Raw genomic sequence first — 20,552 nt, 5'->3', positions numbered from 1 at the left:
TGTCTTGACGGCGAACCACGACTTGGGCCAAGCAGATCGGCTGGTGGAGGACGCCAGCGCGTGGCACAGCGTGGGCAAGTCCATGGTGCGATATGTGGACCGAGGCGTGGGGTCGTGGCTCCGCGCCCTGCGTGCAGGCTTGAAGACGGACCCTGCTGCTGTTTATCTCAACAGCCTCTTCAGTCCGAAGTATTCGCTCTCGGTTCTGCCTTTTGTTGCGGTAAACCCTGGGGTACGCCTCGTTATCGCTCCTAGGGGTGAGCTGAGTGCAGGCGCGCTCAAGTTGAAACGCCGCAAGAAGACGTTGTTCCTTGCCGGGTTGCGGCGCTCTGGACTGTTGCGTTCTGTGATATGGCATGCCTCCACCCCGCACGAGGCGCAGGACATCCGGCGCGAATTCGGCCCAGAAGCGCGTGTCCTCGTTCGTGAGAACGATACCGACCTGCCATTGACACCGCAGTTGCCTCCGGACAAGGCGCATGTCGAGGGAGGGCGATTGAACATGGTCTTCATGTCGCGGCTCTCACCCAAGAAGGGGCTTCACGTGTTGTTAGAGGCGCTTCAGTCCGTGAGTTCGCCGGTGCGCCTCACGGTGGTGGGTCCACACGAGGACCAGGATTACGCCCGGCGGTGCGTAAGACTGGCGGAATCCCTGCCTGATCACGTGCAGGTGGTGTTCCACGGTCCTGTGCCCGCTAACCGCATGCGCGAGGTCTTGTCTGACTTCGACGTCATGGCCTTCCCTACCGCCGGAGAGAACTTCGGGCATGTCATCGCCGAGGCGCTGTCCGTCGGGTGTCCTCTCGTGATTTCTGACACCACGCCCTGGTCCGATCTCCTGCGCCGTCACTCTGCGGGGCGAGTCCTGCAGAGCAGATCTGCGGCATCCTGGTCGGCTGCCGTTGACGAATACGCGTCCCTGGGCCCCAGTGAATGGCGCGCCGCAAGAGAGCGGGCTGCGGGTGCCTACAGCGAATGGAGAAACTCTCCGTCTGCGCCGCATTTCTTCGATCTACTCGAACGCGCACTGGCGGAATCGCAGTGATACGGCGGAAACGCCTTAATGTCTCCGCACTGCGCCGAGGAAGCAAAGCGGTAGTTGCCCAGGGAGCCACCAGCGCTACCTCCATGGTGCTGTTCGTGGCTGTGGCGCGCGCAGGAGATTTGGCCCTGCTGGGGCGCTACTCGATCTACTATGCGGCATTCCTCGTGGCGGTGCAGGTCGTTCGCGAAGCCACCATCACGCCCTTGCTCTCGCGAAAGCTCAGCGATCCTGAGCTGAAGTCACACGCCGGCAGGCAATCGCTCGCGGGTTTGGTGCTTGGACCGGTGACGGTCCTCATCGGGGCCATGCTCGTGCTTCCGGACCTGATCTGGTTGGGTTTCGGCCTTCATGGGATGCTTCTGTTGCACTACATCAAGCTTGTCTCGGTGACGTTCGGCAACGGCCGATCCGCGATACTCCAGGAGCTGGTCGTCCTCACAGCCGTCTGCATCGCTGGCCTGGGTGCCGTGTTCTTCGACCTTCCTGCCCAGGCGCCATTTCTAGTGTGGATCTGCATGTCCGCCGTGGTCGGCTACATCTCGGCGCTGACCGGTCGGTATGCCATTCGCCCACGGTGGCGCGCCGAACAGGGGGAGGGCGTTGCATCGGCATCTTTCTCTCTACAGGCCCTTGTCAATGCCTCCTCTGTGCACGTTTTGACCATGGCAGTGGGGCTGACTGCGGGCCTGCCCACCGTGGGTGCCCTCCGCGGGGCGTCGACACTGGTGGGTCCGGCGAATCTTGTCATCACTGCGGTTCAGCCGATTATCATTCGGCGGGTCTCCGCCTATGCCGAGCGTCCCAGTCATATCCGGGCGCGGCTATTGCTCAGAGATGCAGCTCTCACCGTGGGGGCATACTCCGCTGCAGTAATTCCCCTTTTAGCTTTGGGGTACCTCGCCGGCGAAGTTCTATTGGGAGAGGACGTCTGGCCGTCAGTTCGCCCCATTCTTTTTCTCGTAGCAGCTGATGGATTACTGGCGGGCGTGGCCACAGTGGCTGTCAGCTATCATCGGGCCACCTGGAACCATCGGCGCGCGCTCACTATCTCGCTAGTGACGCTGATCCCGCGATGGTCATTGGTGCTTAGTCTATCCCTGGTGTATGGGGCGTCTGGGGCTGCCGCAGGAGCCGTTACTGCAACCGCTCTATCCACACTTGTGTGGTGGTTTTCGGCGCTGAGTCATAGTCTGACCAGACAACAATCGGCGCAGGGGTGATGGATCCAAAGTGGGAACGCGGGGGTTCGTGTCCAGTGGTGAGATGCATCCAGAAGCGTATTTAGAATACTTTTACTGTGATAAGAATGAGCCGCGACAGAACGATGCAGGAACATGAGAATTATATATTTCAGATTAGCGAGCACGCTCTTTTCTATTGTGGTGACATGCATCACTTCGCTGATGCTCGGGGGCGCCGCCCAGGAGGCTGCTCTGATTACAGGCGTAGCTCTTGCAATTGTATCGGCCACAGCCTTTATTAAGTTGGGGGAGGGTACGTTCAGTGCGGGATCTGTAACATCGTTTTGCATTCTAGTCTTTGGGGCGGGAGCAGGAATTTATACAACTGCTGGGTACTTCCCCCTTGCTGAAACGTCAACCTTCCACGGCCTTTGGGTAGTGTTGAGCATGTTCCTAGCGCTTCAATTATTCATTCTATGGATATGTCCAGAAAAAGTGGCCAATAGCAGCAATTTCAATCGCATCTCTGATCATCAAATCCGCAGGTTCGCCCACGCCGGGCTTCTGCTAGGGGCCGTGTCGACGGCTTTGCTATTTTTAAATGTCCCCGTTATTCCAACACCCATGGTAACGTCCGCCATCATTTTCCTGAGCTTTTCTCTGAGCTTCTCCAAAAAGGCGTCGAGGAAGGTGTTTTATGCCACTATTGTTTTAGTGATGATATTTGCCTACTATGAACTCTTTTTTTCCGGATTCGGTCGCCTAAATATTGCCGCGCTGTTGCTATCAGTTGCAGCCATCTGGTCATTGGCAAACCCATCCAGAGTAGCTAAGTGGCTTACCCTAGCTGCGGTTGTTCCCATGCTTGGAGTGCTATCTCTGGCGCGCCTTGCATTTCTTGAGGAGGCGCAGGGTAGAATTCCCGGCCAGACGGAAGGCATTGGGTCAGTTGTTGGCCCAGTCGGGAGCGCTGGGGCCATTGCTGTCGCGCACCTGGAGCAGGTAATACAGCCCGCTTTAGGGATGACACTCATTGCAGCCGCATTATTCTGGGTTCCCTCTGATCTGTGGTCAGGAAAACCCCTTGGATTTGGGCGTGAGATTGTTAAAGTCACCCAGCCTGAACATCTCTCTACAGCAGAGTTTTCAGATGCAGGCATGGTGGTGGGTGAAGCCATTTGGAATTTCGGTATTGTCGGAGGAATTGTCTCACTTTTTGTTGTGGCGGCAATGGTGCGCTGGGTTGATTGCTTCTTCATGAACTCCCGCCGTTCCGATCGATCATTGCTATCTTCACAATTGGTGGTGTTATTCGGGGTCGTAGCTGGAAGCATGACACAGGTCATATGGGGTGGCGCTTTTACATGGTCGTCTCGAACTGTGATTCCCATTGTCATAATTTGGCTCACGGCAAATATGGCCATGTATACGATGCGGTCCCAAAAGAGGGATCCCATGCATTGTGATTGAAGAAAAGTGGTGGGCTGACCCCGTTTCGTAGGTCCAGTCGTTATGAGAGTCGTCCTGTTGCCCGCGGTCGCGGACAGGGAGACTGGTCAGATCATGACGAACAGCAGGAAGCGTCACACCCCCGAGCAGGTCGTCCGTAAGCTCGGGCAGGCCGACAGGATGCTCGCCGATGGTCAGGACGTCGCGGCGGTGTGCCGGGAGCTCGGGGTGTCCGAGCAGACGTACTACCGGTGGCGGAACCAGTACGGCGGCCTCAAGGCCGACGACGCAAAGCGCCTGAAGGAGCTGGAGAAGCAGAACGCGACCCTGAAGCGTCTGCTCGCGGAAGCGGAGCTGGAGAAGGCCGCGCTCAAGGAGCTGGCTGAGGGAAACTTCTAAGCCCGGACAGGCGCCGCGCCGCCGTCGATCACCTCAAGCGCAAGTTGCGGGTGAGCGAACGGATGGCGTGCCGTCTGGTCGGGCTGAGCCGCTCCGCGTACCGGCGACCGCTCAAGGGCGACACGGTCGCGGACCCGGATCGGGCGCTCAGGGAGTGGCTGCGCGCCTGGGCGAAGGACCATCCCCGCTACGGGTATCGGCGGGCGTATCACGACGCCCGCGCCGAGGGGTGGGTGGTGAACCACAAGAAGATCCAACGCCTGTGGCGTGACGAAGGGCTCCGGGTCCCGCAGCGGCGTCGACGCAAGCGCGTCGGGTCCTCGACCGTCGACGCGCCGACGGCGGACGCGCCGAACGTGGTGTGGGCGGTGGACTTCCAGTTCGACGCCGACGAGCACGGACGACCGATCAAGATCTGCTCGATCGTCGACGAACACACCCGGGAGTGCATCGGCGGGCTCGTGGAGCGCTCGATTACCGCCGACCGACTCACCGCCCACCTCGAGGACCTTGTCGCCGCCCGGGGCGCCCCGGCGGTGCTCAGGTCGGACAACGGGCCGGAGTTCATCAGCGAGGCGGTGGCCGACTGGGCCGGCACCCGCACCGGCCTGTCCTACATCCCTCCGGGCTCGCCGTGGCGCAACGGGTACGTCGAGTCGTTCAACAGCCGGATCCGCGACGAGTGCCTCAACATCAACAGCTTCTACGGCTCTTCACGGTTCGTGGTGATGGGGAGCGTCGCGTCGCTGGCGTAAAACGGCTCGTGGTCCTGCTGTGATGGGTGTTGTCAAGACATCCACATTCCAGAGGACCACGAGCCTGTGCACGAGAGTACTGGTTCGCAGCGCGATGCTGCGAGCACGATCTTCAACCTGCCCAACTATCGCGTCATCGACGCGTTCGACCTGCCCGACGGGGACCGGCGGGTGGTGATCGCCTCGACCGTTCCGCCGGGCTGCCCCGCTTGCGGGGTGCTCGCGACGAAGGTCCACTCCCGCCGGGACCAGCAGATTCGGGACGTCCCGATTGCTGGGGCGATAGAGGTGGTGTGGGCCAAGCGGCGCTGGTTCTGCCTCGAGCCGGCCTGCACCAGGGGCACGTTCTGGGAGTCCACCGAGCAGGTCCCGCGATACGCACGCTCGACGACCCGGTTGCGGGAGCAGGTGGTCTCGGCCGTGATCACTTCCGGCAGAGCAGCCTCGGAGGTGGCCCGGGCCCACGGCGTCTCGTGGTGGCTGGTCCAGGCCGCCCTGGCGGCTGCTGCCGTCGTCCTGCCTGCCGTCGACGACGTCCCGGTGACGCGCCTGGGCATCGATGAGCACCGCTACCGCACGGTGCGCTGGTTCCGCACCGATCAGGGAGCCTGGAGACGGTTCGAACCGTGGATGACGACGCTGGTCAACCTGGCCACCGGGCAGGTGCTCGGCATAGTCGATGGCCGCAACTCCGCTGCGGTCGGTGACTGGCTCGGCCAGCGCTCAGAGCCTTGGCGGGAGCGGATCGAGATCGTCGCGATCGATCCGTCAGCCGCGTTCCGCAAGGCCTTGCGGGACTACCTGCCCCGGGCCGCGGTCTCGGTCGACAAGTTCCACCTCGTGAAACTGGGCAACGACATGGTCACCACGGTCCGTCAGCGCCTGTCCCGCACCCACCGTGGTCGTCGGGGCCGCAAGGACGATCCGGCCTGGGCCCACAGGATGCTGCTGCTGCGCGGCGCGGACACCCTCACCCCTCGCGCCTGGGAACGGCTTGAGCACGTTTTCCGCACCGATGACCCCACCGACGAGCTCTCGGCCGCCTGGGGCATCAAGGAACAGCTCCGGCGCCTGCTGACCACCGACACCCTCGCCCAGGCCTGGGACGAACGGATGCGGATGGGCTACTTCGCCCAGATCGCAAACATGCCCGAGGCGACCAAGCTCTACGACACCGTCGTGGCCTGGTGGGACGCGATCGAAGTCCTGATCGTCACCGGCGCGACCACCGCCCGCGTCGAGGCAGCGAACACCGGCATCAAGAACATCAAACGCACCGGCCGCGGATTCCGCAACGCCGAGAACTACCGGACCCGTATCCTGCTGACCAGCGCCGCGAGAACCGTAGCGTGAATACCCGCCACTGCAGGGTCATTCACCACGAACCGCGAAGAGCCGCTTCTACTCGCTGCTGCACGCACAGGTCATCATCGGCGACTGGAAGGACGAGTACAACCACCACCGCCGGCACTCCTCGCTCGGCTACACTAACCCCAGCCGAGTACGCTCGGCAGTGCACCCATCAAATGGAAACCGGCGACTCACAGAACGTCCGGACCGAATGAAGGGGGCGGCTCAACTTGGAGATCGCGGTCGCGGAGTACATCGACTGGTTCAACCATCGTCGTGTGCACGGCGAGATCGAGCTGGTCCCTCCGGTCGAGTTCGAGGACGCATACCATCATGAACACCCCGTGCCGGCGCCTGCCGGGGCGGCACTTGCGAGCCTCTAACAAACCCGGGGCGATTCAGACGTCTACCATCATGAGAACCCCGTGCCGGCGCCCGCCGGGACGGCACTTACGAGCCTCTAACAAACCCGGGGCGATTCACGTTCTTGAATGATCTGCTTGGTAAGAACTGGAAATGACCGGAGCTCTTAGAGAGTTTCGATCCGCGGGGGCAGGTCGTGTTCCTTAGCCCCTGCGCGGTAAAAAGGAACATTGCGTCGAGATGCCGACCACATCGCGTTGAAGCGCTACAGCTGGAAACGCTCGGCTTCAGCCCGCGTTACGTCAGTCTCATACCAGGCTGCCCTGGCAAGAACTTTCTCGTATCGGCGGCGGCCTACGGTGGAGCGAAGAACACGCGAGAACATGCACTCACTGTAACCGCCGACTGCAGGGTGAGAGGTCTGCGCCAGGTACGCCACGCCATGGAGATGGGTCCCTGCCGCAGTGGGCTGTCCTGGGGGATGCTGCCGCGTGAAGTTGGGTGGCGTCACTCTCGTCTGCGGTGGTCGCTCAAGGTAGAATGACCGCTGTCATCGTGACATCGGCCCCTACTCGTCAATAGCACCTACTCTCAACGATTCACGCGTCCGAGCGGCCGCGTCCCGCACCACGGCGCGCAACGGGGCGACGGAGTCCTCGGCGTCGTGCCCCTCGGTCGGCGGGGTGGCGGCCGCCTCCTTCTCGATACGGCGCTGCCGGGCCGCGGCGCCGCCCTCGGCCATCATGGCGTGAACATGACTCAGCTCGGCCGCGCAGCGCAGCCGCTCGGCCACCGGCGTCAGCCGCTCGATCTCCGCCGGCAGGTGCTCCGCCAGCGGGACGGTCTGGCCCGCGGAGCAGAGGAATCCGCCGGCGCGGATGGCAATGGAGAGGAGGTTTACGCGGCTCATGCTGCTGGCTGGTCCGGAGCGAGCGTCTGTCGGTGGATCACGCGTCGAAGTGCTTAAGTACGCGCGCCGGGACTCCGCCGATCATCACGTTGTCTGGGAACTCGCCGCGCACGACTGCACCGGCCGCTACCATGCACCCGCGGCCCACGGACGAGCCCGCGAGGAACGTCGTCCGAGCCCCCATCCAGGTCCCAGCGCCCATCGTGATGCCGGCGCTGTACCCCTGGCCGGCGCGCCACGTGGTGTCGCCGAGGTGGTGACTGCCGGCGACCAGCATGACACCGGGGCCGAGGTCGCAGCGGTCCTCGATCCGTACCATGGCACCGGGACCACCGATGGGCTGGCATCCCCCGCCGATCCAGGTCTGGGCCCCGACCTCGACCCACTTGTTCGAGAGCATCGCCGTCCCGTTGATCTTTGCGGTGCGGTCCACGCGAGCCCCGGCGACCGTCTACACGCGCTGACGCAACGCGAAACCGCGGGTGTGGGGCGTGATAGCAGAAAGGAGGTTGGGGAGCCACATGGACATGGGATCGATGGTATCCGCTTGGAGGTGTCTGCGAAGTCGCGACCGAATGGGGACGCGCGTCAGCGGTCGCCGTCCCAGGCGTCCACCGGCAGGGTTTTGGGGACCTTGCCCGCGACACTGAGGGTGGGCTCGCGCACCATTTTCACCGTGATCGCGGTGAGGTCGATCCCCTGATCCGTCTTCCGGACATCCTCGTGTACTCGCGCGGTGATCTCCGCGTCCGTCCACGTGGGCGCGGGGGCGGTCGCCAAGATCGTGAGCTCCCCGGCCGACGTCGGGGCGAACTGAACCTGGGTGATGGTGGGGAAGGCTCGCAGCATGTGTTCGTACTGATTGGGAAGGACGTTCGCGAACGTGCCATCGAGACGACGCACCGCCACCTGCTGGTTCACCCGACCCCGAACCGTCGACAGGTACCGGATGTCATCCACTCCGTCAACTCCCTCAACGGCGTCGCCGATGGCGTAGTTGAATAACGGGAAGCGGCGTGGGTCGAGCGTCGTCACCTGGATGCCTGTCTCGGGGTCGGGCAGGGCGCCGTAGATGCTCGCCCAGGGGACGCGCAGGGCGCCGGCGGTCGCATCGTAGTGGGCCAGCAGCCCGGTCTCGACGGATCCGTACTCGCCGGCGACTCTGGCCCCGAAGGCCCGCGCCATCACCTCAAGGTCCTCTGCGGTGGAGGTGTCCGACGTCGGGATGACCCATTCGAGTGAGCTGGGGGCGGGGAGGCAGTGAGAGATCAGGTGATGGGCCAGCTGGGTGATGTAGGAGGCGTACCCGATGATGTATTTGGGCTTGAGTCGGAGCAACTCGTCCGCGACGGAGGCGAGGGCTTCGGGTGAGCGGTCGTAACCATTGACTCGATGCCCTCCGCTCGCCAGATCTTTGGCGGCGCGCACCACCTTGCGGACGCCTGCCTGTGGGCCCCCGCCAAAGAGATGGCTGTGGCCCCAAGGATGGAGGTAAGGGTCCCCCGGCTCGATACCGATCCAGGACCGTCCGAGGAAGCCGTTAACCCAGCGGTCCGGGACCTCGTCGTCGCTCTTGGGGTACCGCATCGGTGAGCCCGTGCTGCCTCCCGTGACGTAGGCGGCCTCGCCGCCGCCGTCACCGAACACAAGGTCCTGGTGCTCTCGCAGCACCTCCTTCGTCAGCAGCGGGAAGTTCTGGATCTGTTCCAAAGTCTCTAGCCGGTCGGGCAGGGCGTACTTCCGCGCCCAGTACCGATAGAAGGGGGAGACCTCCCGTGCCTGCTCCCAAGCCTCGTTCAGCTTGTCGAGCCGGATCCGTTGCTGCTCGTCCGCCCCGGTCTCCGCATACAGGCGCTTGCGGTTATCGAGCTCGGATAGCTGACGACGCTTCAAGGCACGGATCACGATCTTCCGCGGGTTCATGTGGAGTCTCTCCAAAAGGTGGGGGGCGGAGGCAGGCGGTGCAGGGCTGAGGTAGGCGCGAAAACCTGCGACCAGCCGGCGCCCGCAGGAAAGGAGTTCCCCGTTATGTTACCGCCTGGTCGAAGTAGCAGTCCGGCACGGATCCGGCCACGCGCCTGCCGAGGGGACTGCCGCTGCCGCCCCGAGGGTTCGGTCCTGTGTTGATGCAGTCGGCCTACTGCTTCTCAAACTTCTCGCACATCTCCGGGGACGACGTCCTCGCGGAACTCCTCGGGGTAAGGGGCTGGCATGGTGCACATCCATCTCTGCGATGCGGGGATGCCACAGACGATATGTCACCCATGGGTGCATCAGTCCCCTTTATCGGCTGATCAGGGCCGTTGGAGAGTATTAACCCGATCATTTCCCGTCGATCGTCGGGTGGCATGTAGGATAGGAAATCATTATCGCGACCTGCAATGAAGTGTTACGAGAGTTTCGGGCGCTCACAAAAACGCCCGCGGGGCGGCCTTGCGGATTGGGGGCGCGATATCAGGGCGAACAGCACTAGATGACCTCCGTGGTCGTGCTCGATTTCTCAACCGCATATGCACGCAACGATTCCCGAGTCCGTGCCGCCGCGTCCAGCACGACCGCGCGCAGCGGGGCCACCGCGTCATCCGTGTCCTCACCCGCGGCCGGCGGGCCGGCCAGGGCCTGCGCCTCCACGCGGCGCTGCCGGGCCGCGGCGCCGCCGTCGTCGATCATCGCCTGGACGCCGGCGAGCTCCGCCGCGCAGCCCAGCCGCTCGGCGACCGGGGTCAGTCGCTCGATCTCCGCCGGCAGGTGCTCCGCCAGCGGGACCTGGGTGCCGCGGGCGTCCACGATCACGGTGGCGTCCATGCCGTACCGGGCGGCGCGCCACTTGTTCTCCTGCACGTGCCACGGCGGCAGGACCTCGACCGTCTCGCCGCGCTCCAGGCTCGCGGACAGGTCATCCACGAGGCACTGCGTGTAGGCGGTCACGGCGGCGATCTCCTCGAGCGTGGCCAGGCCGTTGCACGCGCGCATCTCCACCGTGCCCAGGCGGGGCACGGCCCGCACGTCCCAGCGGCACTCGGTGACGTCCGCGATCATGCCCACCTGCTCCATCTGGGCCACGCAGCGCTCGAAGTCCTCCCACTCCTGGAACTGGAACGGCAGGCCGGCCGTGGGCAGCTGCTGGAACAGGAGGGTGCGCTGGGACTGGTAGCCCGTGTCCGTGCCCGCCCAGAAGGGGGAGGAGGCCGAGAGTGCGAGCAGGTGCGGCACTCGGTTGACCAGGCCGTTCACCACCGGCATGGCCTTGGAGACGTCGTCCAGGCCCACGTGCACGTGCACGCCGAAGATCAGCAGCTGCCGACCCCAGTACTGGGTGAGATCCAGCATGCGGTCGTAGCGCTCACTGGGCGTCGAGGGCTGCGCGATCGCGTCCGCGAACGGGTGCGTGCCCTGGCAGAACAGGGAGATGCCCCGCGCAGCCGCGGCGTCGGCCACGCGCGCGGCGATCCGGCCGAGGTCCGCCGTCGCGGCGTCCACGCGCTCGTGCACGCCCGTGACGAGTTCCACCGTGTTCTGCAGGAGCTCGCTGGTCATGTGCGGGTTCACGTCGTCCTCGGCGAGGCCCTCGGTCACATGCAGGGCGCGCAGCAGGTCCGGGGCCTCGGAGCGCAGCTCGCCGGACACGGCGTCCACGAGCGCGAGCTCCCACTCGATTCCGAGAGTGGACTGCGCGGAGTCGGCGAAGGGCAGAGTCATGCCGCCCATCCTAGAAGCCCCTGCCGGGTCTGCGCCCGGTGTCCACGCTCCGGACCTAGGGTGTGGGGCATGGCCCGTCCCCGCCCCGCCTCCCGCTCGCCGCGCCCCACGGCCGCCGCCTCGGAGGCGGACGATACCGCCCTGGCCCCCGTCCTCGAGCCGGAGGGCCGCGCGCTCCTCGACTCCCTCGCCGGGTACCGCGAGGCCGACGCGCTCGCGGTCTCCTCCCGCCTGCGCGCCGCGGGGCACCCGCCCGAGCGCGTGGCCGCCGCGCTGACCCAGGCCGCGCTGCGGTCCCGGGCGGAGGCCCGCCTCGGGCCGGAGGCGCGCCGGATGCTGTTCACGCGCGACGGCCTGGAGCAGGCCACCCGCCCGCTGGTCGCGGGCCTGCATGCGGACCGGCTGGCGGCCGCGGGGGCCCGGCGCGTCGCCGACCTCGGCTGCGGTCTCGGCCTGGACGCGCGCGCCTTCGCCGACCGGGGCCTGGACGTCGTGGCGGTGGAGCGGGACGCCGTCGTCGCCGCGGCCGCCGAGGTGAACCTCGCCGGCCACCGCGGTGCGCGTGTGGTGCACGGCGACGCCGTGGCCTGGGCCCGCGCCCACGTGCCCGCCGAGGCGGACGCGGTGTGGCTGGACCCCGCCCGCCGTCAGGTCGGCGGGGGCGGGTCCGCGCGCGTGTTCGACCCCGAGGCGTTCTCCCCGCCCCTGAGTGTCGTGACGGACATCGCCGCGACGGGCGTCCCGGTCGGTGTCAAGCTCGGCCCGGGGCTCCCGCACGAGGCCGTGCCGGCGGGCGCCGAGGCCGAGTGGGTGAGCGTCGACGGCGACGTCGTGGAGGCCGCCCTGTGGTTCAACGCGGCGGCCCGCCCCGGGGTGCGGCGGGCGGCGCGCGTCATGACCGTCCATGGCGGGAAGACGACGACGGCGCAGCTCGTCTCCGGCGCGGACTTCGGCGACTCGCCCGAGGTCGAGGCCGTGGGGGAGGAGGGCATGGCAGGGCTCGTCGGCGCGGTCCTGCACGAGCCGGACGGCGCGGTCATCCGGGCCGGACTCGTGACGGACCTGGCCGCGTCCTGGCCCGTGCCGACGCGGCAGCTGGACCCCCACCTGGCCTACCTCGTCGCGCCCGAGCCCGTGCACGACGGCCTGGCCCGCGCCCATCGGATCGAGGCGGTGCACGGTTTCCACCTGGCCTCCCTGCGGCGCTGGGCGAAGGAGACCGGGGTGGGCCGGCTGGACGTGAAGAAGCGGGGCATCCGCGAGACGCCCGAGGAGGTGCGTCGCGCCGTCCTCGGCGGGGCGAAGCCGGGCCGGCGTGGCGGGGCCGGACGGCACGCCACCCTCGTGCTGGCGCGCGTGGGTCGGTCGCGGTTCGCCCTCGAGGTCACGCCGTTGGACTGACGGGGCTCGAGGCCGCGGGCCGCGGGCGGCGGGAGCCGTCGAACCCCCGTTGGGGGATTACGGCACCCTCGTGTACGGTATTCGACTGAGGCAAGGCTCACCTCCACGGGAGCGCGCCCACCACCCCGACAGCTCATCCCGGGGCAGCCCCGCCGCCCAGAAGGAGAACCATGCCGCGTTCCGCCCGCGCCCCCCGCCTCGCCCGTCTCGCCCTGACCTCGGTGGCGGCCCTCGCCCTCGTCGGCTGCTCCGCCGGCGGTGCGGCCACGGGCTCGTCCTCCGCGAGCGCCTCCGGCGAGTCCTCGGCCTCCGCGAGCGCCGCCGACGGCTCCTCGGCCGCCTCAGGCGGCGTCGTGGCCGGGGTCACCGTCACCGACATGTCCGGCGCCGAGGTCACCCTGCCGGAGGAGGTCGACTCCGTCATCGCCACGGACAACCGCACCTTCCGCACCCTGGACGACTGGGGCGTCGAGCTGTCGGCCGCGCCGAAGCAGATCATGTACAAGGGCGAGGGCGGGCCCTCCTACCTCCAGGACGACTCGGTCGCCGACATCGGCAACCACCGGGAGCCGGACATGGAGCTGTTCGTCACGGCTGAGCCGGACGTCGTGTTCAATGGCCAGCGGTTCAACGAGCGCAAGGCGGAGATCGACGAGCTGACCGGCGACGCCGCCGTCGTGGACACGAACTTCGACGTCACGCAGACCCCCATGGACGAAGGCCTGAAGAAACTGACCACCCTGCTGGGCGAGGCCACCGGCCACGAGGCCGATGCCGAGAAGCTCATCGCCGACTTCGACGCCGCCACCCAGCGCGCCAAGGATGCCTACGACCCCGAGCAGACCGTCATGGGCCTCATCGCCTCGGGCGGTGAGCTCTCGTACGTCGCGCCCAGCGCCGGCCGCGCCATCGGCCCGTTCTTCGACATGCTGGACCTGACCCCGGCCCTCGAGCAGTCGGGCACCGACAACCACCAGGGCGACGACATCTCCGTCGAGGCCATCGCGAAGTCGAACCCGGACTGGCTGATCGTCATGGACCGTGACGCCGCCGTCGGCGAGGAGAACGCCACCGCTGCCGAGCTGATCGAGCGCTCCGAGGCCCTCCAGGACGTGACCGCGGTGAAGGAGGGCAACATCGTGTACCTGCCCACCGACTTCTACGTCGCCGAGGACATCCAGAACCACACCACCGTCATGGAAGACCTCGCGAAGGCCTTCGAAGGCGCGCAGTGATTCTCGACGTGCGTCACCACGTCGCCGACGCCCCGCCCCGGCTCGAGGAGCCGGGGCGGGGCGACCGCGTGTGCTGGGTCCCGCCCGCCGTCCTGCGGCCCGAGCGCACCCGCTGGCAGCGCACTTGGCCGCTGCTGGCCGGCATCGTGGTGACCGCGGTCCTCGTCGTGGTCTCGCTGTTCGTGGGCGTGTACGACGTCGGCGCGGAGGGCGGACGCGAGATGTTCGCCATCACGCGCGTGCCGCGCACGGTCGCCCTCGTGCTGGCCGGCGCCTCGATGGCGATGTGCGGGCTGATCATGCAGCTCATGACGCAGAACCGCTTCGTGGAGCCCAGCACCACGGGCACCACCGAGTGGGCCGGTCTCGGCTTGTTGGTGACCATGGTGCTCGTGCCGGGGGCGGGCCTGGTGACCCGGATGGCCGGGGCCATCCTCTTCGCCTTCGTCGGCACCCTCGTGTTCTTCCTCTTCCTGCGGCGTGTGCGCCTGCAGTCCTCCCTCATCGTGCCGATCGTGGGCATCATGCTCGGCGCCGTCGTGGGCGCCGCCTCGACGTTCCTCGCCCTCCAGACGGACATGCTGCAGCAGGTGGGCGCGTGGTTCGCGGGCTCGTTCACCTCCGTGGTCCGCGGCCGGTATGAGCTGCTCTTCCTCGTGCTGATCGTGTGCGTGGCGGTCTTCGTCATCGCGGACCGCTTCACCGTGGCCGGCCTCGGCAAGGACGTCGCCACGAACGTCGGCCTCAACTACGACGCCGTGATCCTCACCGGCGTGGCCATGGTGGCCGTGGCCACCGGGGTGGTCACCGTGGTGATCGGGGCCCTCCCGTTCCTGGGGCTCGTGGTCCCCAACCTCGTGTCCATGGTCCGTGGCGACAACCTGCGCACGAACCTGCCCTGGGTGGTCATGGTCGGCGTGTGGATCGTGATCGTCTGCGACCTGATCGGGCGCACCGTGATCGCCCCGTTCGAGGTGCCCATCTCGCTGATCCTGGGCCTCGTGGGCGCGATCGTGTTCCTCGCCCTGCTGCTGAGGCAGGCCAAGCATGGTTGAGCCGCTCGCGACCGCCCCGGGTCGCATCCCCGCCCCGCCCGGCGGCGCCACCGCGGCCGGGCCCGTCGACGCCGACGCCCCGCGCCGGTCCGGCGCGTTCGTCACCGCCGCCGACCGCCGGAGGTATGCGGTCGTCGTCGCGGTGCTGGCCGTCGTCGCCGTGCTCTCCACCGCCGGGGTCCTGCTCTGGGGCAACGAGGCCGAACCCGGTTCGCGCGCGTTCTGGATGATCGCGCGGATGCGCGTGGAGTCCCTGGGCGTGATCGGCATCGTGGCGCTGTGCCACTCCTTCGCGACCGTCAGCTTCCACACGGTGACGGGCAACCGCATCATCACGCCCTCGATCATGGGGTTCGAGGCGCTCTACACCGCCGTGTCGACCGCCGCCGTGTACGTGCTGGGGGCCGCGGGCGTCGCGGTGCTGACCGGGGTGGGGCCGTTCCTCGCCCAGGCCGCGCTCATGGTGGCGCTGGCGACGGCCCTGTACTCGTGGCTGCTCTCCCGGCCCTACGGCAGCGTCCATCTGATGCTGCTCGTGGGCGTGGTGCTGGGCGGCGGGCTGGCCGCGCTGAGCACGTTCATGCAGCGACTGCTGGACCCGAACTCGTTCGACCTGCTGAGCGCGCGGCTCTTCGGCAACATCTCGAACGCCCGGACCGAGTACGTGGCGATCGCCGCGCCCATCGCCGTCGTCGTGTGCGCGCTGCTGTGGCTGCGCTCCCGCCGCCTGAACACGGTGGCGCTCGGCGCCGACGCCGCGACCAACCTGGGCCTGCACCACCGGCGCGAGCTCATGGTGACGCTGCTGCTGGTCTCCGTGCTGATGGCCATGACCACCGCGCTCGTGGGCCCGATGACGTTCCTCGGCTTCCTCGTGGCGACGCTGGCGTACAGCCTCGTCGACACCCACGACCACCGGTTCATCCTCCCGGTGGCGGCGCTGGCCGGGTACGCGGTGCTCACGAGCGCCTACTTCGTGCTGCGGCACGTGTTCTACGCGGGGGGTGCGGTCACGGTGGTCATCGAGCTGATCGGCGGCATCACCTTCCTGGTCGTCGTGATGAGAAAGGGACGTCTGTGATCGAGCTGCGCGGCGTGGTGAAGCGCCACAGCGACGAGGTGTGCATCGGGCCCGTGGACCTGGACATCCAGGCCGGGGGAGTGACCGCGCTCGTGGGGCCCAACGGGGCGGGCAAGTCCACGCTGCTGACGATGATCGGCCGGCTGCAGGACGCCGACGCCGGGACGATCGCCGTGGGCGGGCACGACATCACCACGACGCCGTCCCGGAAGATCGCGCAGACCCTGTCCATCCTGCGGCAGGAGAACCACTTCGTGACGCGGCTGACCGTGCGACAGCTCGTGGGGTTCGGGCGCTACCCGTACACGCGCGGCCGGCTGACCCTGGAGGACGAGCGGCACGTGTCCGACGCGATCGACTTCCTCAACCTCGGCCCGTTCGAGAACCGGTACCTCGACCAGCTCTCGGGCGGCCAGCGGCAGCGCGCGTACGTGGCGATGGTGCTGGCGCAGAACACCGAGTACGTGCTGCTGGACGAGCCGCTGAACAACCTGGACATGCAGCACTCGGTGCAGATGATGCAGCAGTTGCGCCGGGCCGCCGACGAGCTGGGCCGGACCGTGGTGATCGTGCTGCACGACATCAACTTCGCCGCCCACTACGCCGACCGGATCGTGGCCATGGGCGACGGCCAGGTGGTGGAGACCGGCACCCCGGCCGAGATCCTGCGCCCTGAGGTGCTGGAGCGGATCTTCAAGACCCCCTGCAGCGTGGTGGACGGACCGCACGGGCCGCTGGCCGTGTACTACTGAGCGGGGCGACGGTGAGGCCGGCCCGGGTCGGTCCGGGCGGGGGTCGGGTGCCCGGCCGACGCGAGCGTTCCGTGGGCAGAACCCGCCGGGTCTCGCCTTCCGGGGGCAGAACCCGCGTGTTTCCAGGTTCCGTGGGCAGAAGCACCCTCGCTTCTGCCCACGGAACCCCTGCGCATGGACGGCAGGGCCATACGCGACGACGACGTCAGGCATCCCAGCCGTTCGAGACCTGTGCCCGTCGTCTGAGGACGGCCTCGATCACCCGCGCGTATCCCTCGCCGACGTCCCGGCTCGTGACGTGCAGGGTCATCTGCCCACGCTCCGCGTAGTACTGGTCTCGCCGGGCGTCCCGGGCGTGTTGCTCGGCACTCCGGTGCACCTCGCCGTCGTACTGGAGGACGAGCCGGCAGTCCTCGAACCACAGATCGGCCTCGGGGGCGTCCCGCCGCCCGGGGTCGAACACGTGCTGCAGCGTCGGCTCGCCCAGCCCCGCCTCGACGAGCGCCAGCCTCAGCCGGGTCTCCTGCGGCGAGTCGGCACCCACCCGTACGCGCTCGAGCGCCGCCGTCGCCCGCGGTCTTCCGACGAACCGCCCGAGCGGCCGCATCGCCTCGTGCAGCGCGGTGACCGTGGTGATGGGAGGCCGCCGGCCGCGCGGGGACCAGGGGTGACGGACCAGGTGGTCACCCGCCGACACGAGGGATGCCTCGTCCCAGGGGTGGCCGATCGAGCACAGATCGAGCCAGGTCCGTTCCGGCGTCGTCACCCGTAGCCCGAGCACGGAGGTGACGTGGCCGGCGGGCAGGGGTCTGCGGTGCTCCATGACGCCGGGGATCCGCGCCCGTGCGGTGCCGCGGTGCAACGTGATCTCGACGGCGGCGCGTCGCGTGGCCCCGCCCGGGGGAAGCGGGAGGCCGTGGAGGTGCGCCGCCGTCTCGTGGGAGAGAACGGCGTCGGGACGGGACCGCAGGAGGGCGGTCAGCAGGTCGAGGCCGACCCCGTGGTGCGGCGGCGGGAGCCCGGCAGACTCCCAGGTGCGCAGCGGCATGTCACGGCGACGGTGGATGCCGCGGGCGAGGCGGAGGACGTCGGACCGCCGCACCCGGCTGGGCGGCAGACCGCGTTCGAGCACGTCGCGGGTGGTGAAGACGGGGACGAGGGGGAGATCGGGGGCGAAGGACATGGGTCGACCTTGACGCGGTCGGCCTGACGACGGCCGGGCGGGCCGCGTGTCTGTGCACACCGGCGCGGGGTGGGCCGGCTGTGCAGGACTCGGCGGCGGCCGGTTGTCCCGCCGGGACGACGTCGTCATGGCTCGGTGGGCAGAACTGCGAGGAGTTCCGCCCACGCAACATCCGTGGGCAGAAGAGAGGGCGCTTCTGCCCACGGAGACCGAAAACCTGCGGATGCTGCCCACGCGACGGGCGGGGGTGCGGTTTCTGCCCACGGAGGGTGGCGAGGGGGGAGGGTGGGGAGTGGGGGAGGGACAGGTTGCGGGCCGCAGTCGTGACCACTCCGCGTGCTCTTGGGCTCGGAACCCGCCCCGCCCGCCGCCCCACGGCATCCCACCGCACCGCGCCCCGCGCCCTCCGCCCACGGCGGACGGCGGGGACACGGCTGGCACTCATGTTGAAGGAGTGCCAGAACCCGGAGTAGAGTGGGCACTGGCACTCGGGGGTACCGGGTGCCAATGCCCGAGGTGGACCGTCCGGCACCGCGACGACGGAGGGTCTGACGCCCGTGGCGCACCCGCAGACCACAGCATCAGCGGTCCGGCGAGCCCGCCGGAGCCGCACGTCGACGAAGAAGGAGTGTGCAGCATGTCTGTCTCCATCAAGCCCCTTGAGGATCGCATCGTTGTCCGCCCCCTGGAGGCCGAGCAGACCACCGCGTCGGGCCTCGTGATCCCGGACACCGCCAAGGAGAAGCCGCAGGAGGGCCAGGTCGTGGCCGTGGGCCCGGGCCGGGTCGCCGAGAACGGCAACCGCGTGCCGGTCGACGTCGCCGAGGGTGACGTGGTGCTGTACTCCAAGTACGGCGGCACCGAGGTCAAGGTCGGCGGCGAGGAGTACCTGGTGCTCTCCGCCCGCGACGTGCTGGCCGTCGTCACCAAGTGACCCCGCCGCGACGGGCCCGGTGAGCGGCGCGCACCGCACCGGTGCGCGCGCCCCGGGCCCCTCGCGTCCCCGCACCCCCTGACTCCCTGAACGAAAGGAGCGTCCGTCATGGCCAAGCAGCTGGCTTTCAACGACGACGCACGCCGCGCCCTCCAGGCCGGCATCGACAAGCTCGCCGACACCGTCAAGGTCACCCTCGGCCCCAAGGGTCGCAACGTGGTGCTCGACAAGGCGTGGGGCGCCCCCACCATCACCAACGACGGCGTCACGATCGCCCGTGAGGTGGAGCTGGAGGACCCGTACGAGAACATGGGCGCCCAGCTCGCCAAGGAGGTCGCCACCAAGACCAACGACATCGCGGGCGACGGCACCACCACCGCCACCGTGCTGGCCCAGGCCCTCGTGAACGAGGGTATGCGCCAGGTCGCCGCCGGCGCCGCGCCGGGCGAGGTCAAGAAGGGCATCGAGGTGGCCGTGGCCGCCGTCGAGCGGCGCCTGCAGGAGAACGCCCGCCCGGTCGAGGGCCAGGAGGTGGCCCACGTGGCCGCCATCTCGGCCCAGAACGACGAGGTCGGCGAGCTGCTGGCCCGCGCGTTCGACACGGTCGGCACCGACGGCGTCATCACCATCGAGGAGTCCTCCACGACCTCCACCGAGCTGGACGTCACCGAGGGCATGCAGTTCGACAAGGGCTTCCTGTCCCCGTACATGGTCACCGACGCCGAGCGTCAGGAGGCCGTGCTCGAGGACGCCTACGTCCTGATCAACTCGGGCAAGATCTCCAACGTGCAGGAGCTGCTGCCACTGCTGGAGAAGGTCCTGCAGGCCAACAAGCCGCTGTTCGTGATCGCCGAGGACGTCGAGGGCGAGGCCCTGTCCACCCTCGTGGTCAACAAGATCCGCGGCACCCTGAACGTCGTGGCCGTCAAGGCCCCGGGCTTCGGCGACCGCCGCAAGGCCATGATGCAGGACATCGCGATCCTCACCGGCGCCCAGGTCGTCTCCCCGGACCTCGGCATGAAGCTCGAGCAGGCCGACCTGGACGTGCTCGGCTCCGCCCGCCGCATCACCGTCACCAAGGACGAGACCACCATCGTCGACGGCGGCGGTGCGGCCGAGGACGTCGAGGCCCGGGTCGCCCAGATCAAGGCCGAGGCCGCCGCGACCGACTCCGACTGGGACCGCGAGAAGCTCCAGGAGCGCCTCGCCAAGCTCTCCGGCGGCATCGGCGTGATCCGCGTGGGCGCCGCCACCGAGGTGGAGCTCAAGGAGCGCAAGCACCGCATCGAGGACGCCGTGTCCTCGACCCGCGCCGCCCTCGAGGAGGGCATCGTGGCCGGCGGCGGCACCGCGCTCATCAACGCGCTGACCGCGCTCGACACCGACGCCGACGTCCAGGCCCTGACCGGCGACGCCGCCGTGGGCGTGGACATCGTCCGCAAGGCCCTGAAGCAGCCGCTGCGCTGGATCGCCCAGAACGCGGGCGAGGACGGCTACGTGGTGGTCTCCAAGGTCGCCGAGCTGGAGCCGAACCACGGCTTCAACGCGAAGACCGGCGTCTACGGCGACCTGATCGCCGACGGCGTGATCGACCCGGTCAAGGTGACCCGCTCCGCGCTGGCCAACGCCGCCTCCATCGCGGCCCTCGTGCTGACCACCGAGACCCTCGTGGCGGACAAGCCCGCCGAGGAGGACGAGGCCGACCACCAGCACTGACCCCTCCGTCGGCCCTGACGCGGCCGGTCGACGACGACGGCCCC

Annotated in this window: 17 protein-coding genes and 2 pseudogenes; 14 read left to right on the top strand and 5 right to left on the bottom strand. The window is 67.9% G+C overall.

Going from position 1 to position 20,552, the window contains the following annotated elements; all coding sequences use genetic code 11:
• Positions 1-43: 43 nt before the first annotated feature.
• The 7 genes and pseudogenes from AC0VX0_RS08420 to AC0VX0_RS08390 all read left to right on the top strand — a co-directional run bounded on the left by AC0VX0_RS08420 (position 44) and on the right by AC0VX0_RS08390 (position 6,562).
• Positions 44-1,045, top strand: a complete 1,002-nt coding sequence (locus tag AC0VX0_RS08420) for a glycosyltransferase (protein WP_180949558.1) — start codon at positions 44-46, stop codon at positions 1,043-1,045.
• An 83-nt stretch (positions 1,046-1,128) separates the two neighbouring features.
• Positions 1,129-2,265: an MATE family efflux transporter gene (locus tag AC0VX0_RS08415; protein WP_144818473.1), complete on the top strand. Its 1,137-nt coding sequence runs from the start codon at positions 1,129-1,131 to the stop codon at positions 2,263-2,265.
• A gap of 183 nt (positions 2,266-2,448) precedes the next feature.
• Positions 2,449-3,696: a hypothetical protein gene (locus AC0VX0_RS08410; protein WP_144818472.1), complete on the top strand. Its 1,248-nt coding sequence runs from the start codon at positions 2,449-2,451 to the stop codon at positions 3,694-3,696.
• A gap of 93 nt (positions 3,697-3,789) precedes the next feature.
• A pseudogene (locus tag AC0VX0_RS08405) lies at positions 3,790-4,781 on the top strand (IS3 family transposase); the annotation flags it as partial.
• Between the two features lie 114 nt (positions 4,782-4,895).
• On the top strand, positions 4,896-6,182 hold the full coding sequence (locus AC0VX0_RS08400) for an ISL3 family transposase (RefSeq protein WP_355505385.1): 1,287 nt from the start codon (positions 4,896-4,898) through the stop codon (positions 6,180-6,182).
• Between the two features lie 46 nt (positions 6,183-6,228).
• Positions 6,229-6,394, top strand: a pseudogene (locus AC0VX0_RS08395) (integrase core domain-containing protein); the annotation flags it as partial.
• A gap of 15 nt (positions 6,395-6,409) precedes the next feature.
• A complete protein-coding gene (locus AC0VX0_RS08390) occupies positions 6,410-6,562 on the top strand; it encodes an IS3 family transposase (protein WP_260849760.1) in 153 nt (50 codons plus the stop codon).
• Positions 6,563-7,110: 548 nt separating this feature from the next.
• On the opposite strand, the gene AC0VX0_RS08385 is transcribed toward AC0VX0_RS08390, so the two are convergent.
• The 4 genes from AC0VX0_RS08385 to AC0VX0_RS08370 form a co-directional block, all read right to left on the bottom strand.
• Entirely contained in the window at positions 7,111-7,452 is a 342-nt protein-coding gene (locus AC0VX0_RS08385; RefSeq protein ID WP_254184685.1) for a hypothetical protein, read from the bottom strand.
• A 37-nt stretch (positions 7,453-7,489) separates the two neighbouring features.
• The gene (locus AC0VX0_RS08380) at positions 7,490-7,885 is read right to left on the bottom strand and encodes an acyltransferase (RefSeq protein ID WP_216882140.1); all 396 of its coding nucleotides are present in this window, start codon (positions 7,883-7,885) and stop codon (positions 7,490-7,492) included.
• A 155-nt stretch (positions 7,886-8,040) separates the two neighbouring features.
• Complete coding sequence (locus tag AC0VX0_RS08375) at positions 8,041-9,375, bottom strand: phenylacetate--CoA ligase family protein (RefSeq protein ID WP_144819314.1); 1,335 nt, start codon at positions 9,373-9,375, stop codon at positions 8,041-8,043.
• A gap of 546 nt (positions 9,376-9,921) precedes the next feature.
• Complete coding sequence (locus tag AC0VX0_RS08370) at positions 9,922-11,151, bottom strand: glutamate--cysteine ligase (protein ID WP_475451518.1); 1,230 nt, start codon at positions 11,149-11,151, stop codon at positions 9,922-9,924.
• Between the two features lie 69 nt (positions 11,152-11,220).
• Here AC0VX0_RS08370 and AC0VX0_RS08365 point away from each other — a divergent pair, with 69 nt between their 5' ends.
• The 5 genes from AC0VX0_RS08365 (at position 11,221) to AC0VX0_RS08345 (ending at position 16,675) form a co-directional block, all read left to right on the top strand.
• A complete protein-coding gene (locus AC0VX0_RS08365) occupies positions 11,221-12,552 on the top strand; it encodes a class I SAM-dependent methyltransferase (protein WP_158183904.1) in 1,332 nt (443 codons plus the stop codon).
• Between the two features lie 170 nt (positions 12,553-12,722).
• A complete protein-coding gene (locus AC0VX0_RS08360; protein ID WP_216882137.1) occupies positions 12,723-13,787 on the top strand; it encodes a siderophore ABC transporter substrate-binding protein in 1,065 nt (354 codons plus the stop codon).
• Entirely contained in the window at positions 13,784-14,842 is a 1,059-nt protein-coding gene (locus AC0VX0_RS08355; RefSeq protein ID WP_080695885.1) for an ABC transporter permease, read from the top strand. The genes AC0VX0_RS08360 and AC0VX0_RS08355 overlap by 4 nt, the downstream gene beginning before the upstream one ends.
• Complete coding sequence (locus tag AC0VX0_RS08350) at positions 14,835-15,923, top strand: iron chelate uptake ABC transporter family permease subunit (RefSeq protein WP_049146677.1); 1,089 nt, start codon at positions 14,835-14,837, stop codon at positions 15,921-15,923. Before AC0VX0_RS08355 ends, AC0VX0_RS08350 begins: the two co-directional genes overlap by 8 nt.
• Positions 15,920-16,675 carry an iron ABC transporter ATP-binding protein gene (locus AC0VX0_RS08345; RefSeq protein ID WP_002857584.1) on the top strand — a complete coding sequence of 252 codons (756 nt, stop codon included), beginning with the start codon at positions 15,920-15,922 and terminating at the stop codon, positions 16,673-16,675. The genes AC0VX0_RS08350 and AC0VX0_RS08345 overlap by 4 nt, the downstream gene beginning before the upstream one ends.
• A gap of 205 nt (positions 16,676-16,880) precedes the next feature.
• Here the strand turns inward: AC0VX0_RS08345 and AC0VX0_RS08340 are convergent, their stop codons facing one another.
• Positions 16,881-17,858 carry a hypothetical protein gene (locus AC0VX0_RS08340; protein WP_036315903.1) on the bottom strand — a complete coding sequence of 326 codons (978 nt, stop codon included), beginning with the start codon at positions 17,856-17,858 and terminating at the stop codon, positions 16,881-16,883.
• Positions 17,859-18,495: 637 nt separating this feature from the next.
• Between AC0VX0_RS08340 and groES the strand changes: the two genes are divergently transcribed.
• A complete protein-coding gene (gene groES, locus AC0VX0_RS08335) occupies positions 18,496-18,792 on the top strand; it encodes a co-chaperone GroES (RefSeq protein ID WP_002857590.1) in 297 nt (98 codons plus the stop codon).
• Between the two features lie 108 nt (positions 18,793-18,900).
• On the top strand, positions 18,901-20,508 hold the full coding sequence (gene groL / locus AC0VX0_RS08330) for a chaperonin GroEL (RefSeq protein WP_123244326.1): 1,608 nt from the start codon (positions 18,901-18,903) through the stop codon (positions 20,506-20,508).
• Positions 20,509-20,552: the final 44 nt, after the last annotated feature.

Source organism: Micrococcus sp. iso_26, from assembly GCF_056172975.1.
Note: the sequence above shows the minus strand (reverse complement) of the source record. Positions and strands in the feature narration are given on the sequence as shown.